The organism is Sphingopyxis flava (assembly GCF_900168005.1).
Classification (GTDB): domain Bacteria; phylum Pseudomonadota; class Alphaproteobacteria; order Sphingomonadales; family Sphingomonadaceae; genus Sphingopyxis; species Sphingopyxis flava.
The window spans coordinates 1-4,526 of the sequence record NZ_FUYP01000072.1 but is presented as its reverse complement, the minus strand read 5'-3'; the positions used below and the strand labels follow the sequence as shown (position 1 = coordinate 4,526).

The 4,526-nt window shown below is 64.1% G+C and carries 5 protein-coding genes; 4 read left to right on the top strand and 1 reads right to left on the bottom strand.

All coding sequences use genetic code 11. The features are described from left to right. Positions 1 to 212 precede the first annotated feature (212 nt). From B5X69_RS20240 to B5X69_RS20225, 4 genes are read left to right on the top strand one after another with little or no spacing between them, the layout of a single operon-like run. A complete protein-coding gene (locus B5X69_RS20240) occupies positions 213 to 494 on the top strand; it encodes a hypothetical protein (protein ID WP_020819380.1) in 282 nt (93 codons plus the stop codon). Next, positions 491 to 901: a type II toxin-antitoxin system VapC family toxin gene (locus tag B5X69_RS20235; protein ID WP_020819379.1), complete on the top strand. Its 411-nt coding sequence runs from the start codon at positions 491 to 493 to the stop codon at positions 899 to 901. The genes B5X69_RS20240 and B5X69_RS20235 overlap by 4 nt, the downstream gene beginning before the upstream one ends. Positions 902 to 959: 58 nt before the next feature. After that, positions 960 to 1,250, top strand: a complete 291-nt coding sequence (locus B5X69_RS20230; protein ID WP_020819378.1) for a hypothetical protein — start codon at positions 960 to 962, stop codon at positions 1,248 to 1,250. 13 nt (positions 1,251 to 1,263) lie between these two features. Further along, positions 1,264 to 2,391, top strand: a complete 1,128-nt coding sequence (locus B5X69_RS20225; protein WP_020819377.1) for a tyrosine-type recombinase/integrase — start codon at positions 1,264 to 1,266, stop codon at positions 2,389 to 2,391. A 119-nt stretch (positions 2,392 to 2,510) separates the two neighbouring features. Here the strand turns inward: B5X69_RS20225 and B5X69_RS20220 are convergent. After that, a partial coding sequence (locus B5X69_RS20220; RefSeq protein WP_079640282.1) for a Tn3 family transposase occupies positions 2,511 to 4,526 on the bottom strand: 2,016 nt, incomplete at its 5' end.

Below are 4,526 nucleotides of genomic sequence, written 5' to 3'. Positions count from 1 at the left end.
CATTTGTGGGGTATAATCGGGGCCATAAGAGGCGGGCGAGGGCATGTCAGCCATGCCCAATAGTGAACTGAAAGCAAAGTTCAGTAAAGTATGCCCGGATGCCTAGTGTTGATAATGGATCGTTATCAACATTAGATGAACCGTGCTTGCGCTGTAGCAGCACGGCCACTATAATCAGGGGCCGATCAAATCTGAACCGTAGGAGTGCCGTCGTGGCTACTGCCGCCCATCATCCGCCGCGCCGCAAACAGCGCGCCATCACCATCCGCTCCGATCATGCGCTCAAGCGCCTCGAACTGCTCGCCCGCGACGGCCGCAGCCAGGTTGAAATTATCGAAGAGGCGCTGGACCGGATGCCGCTGCCAAAGGAAAAGGACCGAGACGCGTTCCTTGCGGAGATTAGGGCGATCCAAGCGCGCGTCCCCAAGCGAACATATCCGACCATGGCGGAGATTGACGCCGAGCTTTGGGACGAGGACGGGTTGCCCCGATGATCATTGATACTTCGGCGCTGATCGCGGTGCTGACGGGCGAGGAGGGCAGTGAGGCGCTGGTCGAGGCGATCGTCGCCGAACGAGGCGGAATTCCGGCACCCGCCATGGTTGAGTTTGTGCGTGTCGCGAGCAACCAGCGATTTGGTCTGCGGGCCGAAGCTGAGGATATGCTTGCCAAGTTCGAACGCCGCGGCTGCGCGACACTGGCGTTCACGCATGACCACGCGAGGATCGCAAACGAAGCCGAACCGCTTTACGGTTCTGGGAACGGCAATGGCGGACCGCTCAACCTGCTCGACCTTATGGTCTATGCTGTGGCCAGAGAACGCGGCGAGCCGCTGCTGTGCACGGGCAAGGATTTCGCGGTGACGGATATCGCGCTTCACAAGGCCAGTCGGCCTTGGTGAAAGTGGACCAAGAAGCCTGAATGCGCTCGCGGCCAACGGCTAGAGCACGGAGAAGTCAATGGACGAACATGCCGCAGAAGGTAAGCTCACCGCGCTGGTAACGGATTATGCGCGAAGCCGGGCAGTTGCCGTATCGCGCGGAGAAGAAACGCCGGGGTTGGCGGCATTGCTCGTCGGCCGCTACGGCCGCGGCATCTACGACGCGGCGGACGTGCTGCTCGGGAGGCCAGCCGCGCAGCGCATCGTCGAGATCCTCGATCGCGAGGTGATGGCGATCGACCCCGAATGGCGGCGCCACGATCAGGATCGTTGGAGGGCGCGTCCTGCCGATCTGACAGGGGGCGCGTGACGAGACGCTCCCGATGACGCTTTCGGCAGCCATGGACGTGCGCGATGGCGCTGTGCTCGACTTGGTGGTGCGCGACGTGCGCGACCTGGTCGGTGCATCTGCGCCGATCGATGCGGAACTTGTGTCTGCTGCCGTCCGGGGCTGGTCGCATAATACACGCCGCGCGTTCCGATCGGACCTGACCATCTGGGGACAATGGTGCCGCCGCAATCGCCTCGACCCGCCGTCGGCCAAGCCACACGACGTCTCCCGCTGGGTTCGATCGCTTGCTGGGCTCGAGCTGTCCGACGAAACGATTCGGGCGATGGCGACGATTGAACGCTACATCGTAAACGTCGGTTGGGCATACCGAATGGCGGGCATTGCCGATCCCACCGCCGCACCGCTGGTCAAGCTCGAGATGAAAGCGGCGCGCAAATCGCTCGGCGTCCGCCAGCGCCAGGCGCGCGCGCTGCGCTTCAAGGGTGACATCGCGGATCTCGACAGCCCGCCGTCGGGCGTTTGCCTTGTCCATCTCCTGAAGGCATGCCGTCGGGACGAGCTGGGCTTGCGGGACGCCGCCCTGCTGCGCGTGGCCTATGACGCCGGGGCGCGCCGGTCCGAGTTGGTGGCGATCGAGGTCGGACATATCGAAGGGCCGGACAGCGATGGCGCGGGCACGCTGTTCATTCCGTCGAGCAAGACCGACCGGGAAGGGGAGGGGGCCTATGCCTATCTTTCGCCTGCGACGATGGATGCGATCGCGAGATGGCGCGAGAAGGCAGGCATCCGCAAAGGACCGCTGTTCCGCCGGGTCGAAACGCATTTTGATGGGTCGGTCGCGGCGATCGGCACCGAACGGCTGCACCCCAACAGCATCACGCTCATCTACAGGCGGGTCATTCGGGCCGCCTGGGCAAAGAAGCTGCTCGGGCCGATCTCGGAAGCGGAGCTGGAACGCTGGGTATCGGCGGTATCGTCGCATTCGATCCGGGTCGGGGTCGCGCAGGACAATTTCGCGGCGGGGGAGGCTCTGCCTGCAATCATGCAGGCGTACCGCTGGCGCGATCCCAAGACCGTGATGCGGTATGGCGCCAGGCTCGCGACCAGGAGCGGGGCAAGTGCACGGCTCGCCGCGCGCTTTTCAAAGGAGCACGCCTGACCAAGCGCCGCATTGCGCCGTAGGCGTATCGCGGTTGCCGCATCCGCTGCGAAATGCAGCTTGGGGTCACTACACGAAAGTGACGTATCTGCACGCTAAGGGAGAACGGAGGGCGAACATCACGCGGCGAGCAGGGAACTGACGGCGCGCAGGGGGCGCAGGGCATCCGGATCAGGCCGATCTTCGACATTCCAGCTATAGTCGCCGGTCAGCGAGATATGCTCCCAGCCCAATGGCGCGATGTGGCGTGCAATCTCGTCGGGCGTTGCGATGTCAGCCAACGCCATTTCGAGATAGCGGGTGTTCCACAGGATGATGGCGGCGACGAGCAGGTTGAGGCCGGATGCGCGATAGGTCTGGTTCTCGAACCGCCGATCGCGCAGTTCGCCGAGCTGGTTGAAGAAGAGCGCGCGAGCGAGCGCGTTGCGGGCTTCACCCTTGTTGAGGCCCGCCTGGGTGCGCCGGCGCAGATCGATGTCGCGCAGCCAGTCGAGCATGAAGATCGAGCGTTCGAGGCGGCCAAGCTCGCGCAGCGCGAGGGCCAGTCCATTCTGTCGCGGATAGGCGGACAGGCGGCGCAGCATCGCCGAAGCGGTGACGGTGCCGGTACGGATCGATGTGGCGAACCGCAGCAGTTCGTCCCAATGCGCGGCGACATGACCCAATGCGATCGGCTCGGCCGTCATGCCGCCGAGCAAGGGGCCAGATTCCTGGCCAGGCAGGAGGTGCAAGCGACGCTCCTTGATGTCGCGCAGGCGCGGGGCGAAGCGGTAGCCGAAGAAGGGCATGAGGCCGAACACATGGTCCGATGCTCCACCCGTATCGGTGTAGTGCTCCTCGATCGTCAGGCCCGTCTGGTGATACAGCAAGCCATCCAGCACATAGGGCGCTTCGCCGGCAGTCGCCGCAATCACCCGGCTCGCAAAGGGATCATATCGATCCGAGACATGGGTGTAGAAGGCGACGCCCGGTTCGTTGCCGCTGCGCGCGTTGATGTCGCCGATCGCGGCCCCACGACCCCCGGCATGAAATTGTTGTCCGTCGCTCGACGAGGTGGTGCCGTCTCCCCACAGCGCGGCGAGCGGCATGGTGCGATGGGCGTCGATCAGTCTTCCCAGCGCTTCACCATAGGCGGCCTCGCTGATGTGCCAGTCGTGAAGATGGGCGAGCTGGCGCAAACTTGCGCCCCGACAGGTTTCCGCCATGCGCGTGAGGCCGAGATTGATGCCATCGGCAAGGATGACGGTGAGCAAAGCATTGCGATCGTCGACCTGCCGGCCCGAACGCCGATGGATGAAACATTCGCTGAACCCGGTCCAGGCATCGACCTCAAGCAGGAGATCGGTGATCTTCACGCGCGGCAGCCGATCATAGGCGGCGCGACGGGCCATCTCGGTGGCGGGCGGCGTTGCCGCCTTCAGCGGCGAGATGATGAGGCCGTTTTCGTCAAGTCTGACCTGGGGCAGTTCGCCCTGTCGCGCGAGGACCGTTACCTGTTCGATCGCCGTATCGAGCCTGGTGCGCCTTTCCTCGATATGGCGCTCAAAGTCCGTTTCGATGGCGAGCGGCAGCGGCCCCTTCTCGCGAAGCGCCGCGTAGGTGGCCGGTGGTATGAGGTAGCTGTCGAAATCACGAAACTGGCGGCTTCCCGCGACCCATATGTCTCCCGCTCGCAGCCGCTCGCGTAGCTGGGACAAGGCGCATAGTTCATATGCGGCACGGTCGATGATGCCATCCCGCAGGACGAACGGCCGCCATGCTGATGGTACAAAGCGCAGCGGCACGCGATCAGGCAAGCGTCGTTTGCCGGTCCGGTATAGCTCCGCGATAATGGCCAGCGCCGACAGGAGTCCCTGCACCGCGCCGGCGCCGCGAAATTCAAAGGTGTTGAGAAGGGGGCCGGCAAAGAGCTTTACCGTGCGATGCCGATCAATCAATTCAGCGGTGCGATCGACGGTTTCCGGTCGCCCGAGCACTTCGGCTTGCTCGACCGCCATGGCGAAGCGCTGCCAGTCCAGCGCCTCGATCTGCGCCAGCGAGTCCACGCCCTTGGTGCGCGCGTCGATGAGGAGCCGGCAAGATCCCGTGAGCGTCCGGAGATGGCCTTGCAGCTCGCGCACCGTCTTTAGGGCTTT